1 rRNA gene is annotated in these 1,813 nt (G+C 55.5%); it reads left to right on the top strand.

What is annotated here, in order from left to right:
* Positions 1 to 1,808: ribosomal RNA gene (locus SSCH_RS19120) — 23S ribosomal RNA — on the top strand; the annotation flags it as partial.
* Between the last annotated feature and the right edge of the window lie 5 nt (positions 1,809 to 1,813).

The following is a 1,813-nucleotide window of genomic DNA, read 5'->3' as shown; positions in this document are numbered from 1 at the left end:
AAACTAACGACTAATTACCAACGACCTACAACTAAAAAGACAAGCGTGGAATCCTAACGACTAATTACCAACGACCAACCACTAAACTGGTAGGGGAGCGGTTCCAGCAGCACAGAAGGTGTACCGAAAGGTATGCTGGAGCGGCTGGAAGTGAGAATGCCGGTATGAGTAGCGAGAAGGCAGGTGAGAATCCTGCCCGCCGGAAGCCCGAGGTTTCCTGGGGAAGCGTCGTCCGCCCAGGGTAAGTCGGGACCTAAGCCGAGGCTGAAAAGCGTAGGCGATGGACAATCGGTGGAAATTCCGATACCACCGGTAAGCCGTTAATAGCGATGGGGTGACACAGGAGGGTAGGCACAGCGGGCCGTTGGTAGAGCCCGTCCAAGCTGGTAGGGAGACCTGATAGGCAAACCCGTCAGGTCACAAATCCCGAGAAGCGAGAGCGAGGGAAAAATAAGTACCGAAGTGGCTGATCCCACACTGGCGAGAAAAACCTCTAGTGAGGCTTACAGGTGCCCGTACCGTAAACCGACACAGGTAGGCGAGGAGAGAATCCTAAGGCGCGCGAGAGAACCCTTGTTAAGGAACTCGGCAAACTGACCCCGTAACTTAGGGAGAAGGGGTGCCCCAATAGGGTGAAGATAAACAATTGGAGCCCGAGGGGGTTGCAGAGAAGAGGCCCAAGCGACTGTTTACCAAAAACACAGGTCCCTGCTAAAGCGAAAGCTGATGTATAGGGGCTGACGCCTGCCCGGTGCTGGAAGGTTAAGGGGAAGAGTGCAAGCTCAGAACCGAAGCCCCAGTAAACGGCGGCCGTAACTATAACGGTCCTAAGGTAGCGAAATTCCTTGTCGGGTAAGTTCCGACCTGCACGAATGGCGTAACGACTTGGGCGCTGTCTCAACAAGGGACTCGGTGAAATTGTAGTACCCGTAAAGATACGGGTTACCTGCGACAGGACGGAAAGACCCCGTGGAGCTTTACTGTAACTTGACATTGGATTTTGGTACTTTTTGTACAGGATAGGTGGGAGGCATAGAACCCAGGCCGCCAGGTTTGGGGGAGCCACAGGTGGGATACCACCCTGAGAGTGCTGGAATTCTAACCTGCTGCCGTAAACCGGCAGGGGGACAATGTCAGGTGGGCAGTTTGACTGGGGCGGTCGCCTCCCAAAGAGTAACGGAGGCGCCCAAAGGTTCCCTCAGCGTGGTTGGAAATCACGCGCGAAGAGTGTAAAGGCAGAAGGGAGCTTGACTGTGAGAGAGACATCTCGAACAGGTGCGAAAGCAGGGCTTAGTGATCCGGCGGCACCGCGTGGAAGGGCCGTCGCTCAACGGATAAAAGCTACCCCGGGGATAACAGGCTTATCTCCCCCAAGAGTCCACATCGACGGGGAGGTTTGGCACCTCGATGTCGGCTCATCGCATCCTGGGGCGGAAGTACGTCCCAAGGGTTGGGCTGTTCGCCCATTAAAGCGGTACGTGAGCTGGGTTCAGAACGTCGTGAGACAGTTCGGTCCCTATCCGTCGCAGGCGCAGGAAACTTGAGGGGGGCTGTCCCTAGTACGAGAGGACCGGGATGGACAGACCACTGGTGTACCAGTTATCGTGCCAACGGTACAGCTGGGTAGCTATGTTTGGAACGGATAAGCGCTGAAAGCATCTAAGCGCGAAGCCGGCCCCAAGATGAGGTTTCCCATCCAGCGCAAGCTGGAGTAAGACCCCTGGAAGATGACCAGGTAGATAGGCCGGGAGTGTAAGAGGGGTAACTCTTTAAGCGGACCGGTACTAATAGGTCGAGGGCTTGCCTAAACTGT

The organism is Syntrophaceticus schinkii (genome assembly GCF_000946815.1).
Taxonomy (GTDB): domain Bacteria; phylum Bacillota; class DSM-12270; order Thermacetogeniales; family Thermacetogeniaceae; genus Syntrophaceticus; species Syntrophaceticus schinkii.
The sequence above is the reverse complement of the archived record's forward strand: the minus strand, read 5'-3'. Positions and strand labels throughout refer to the sequence as shown.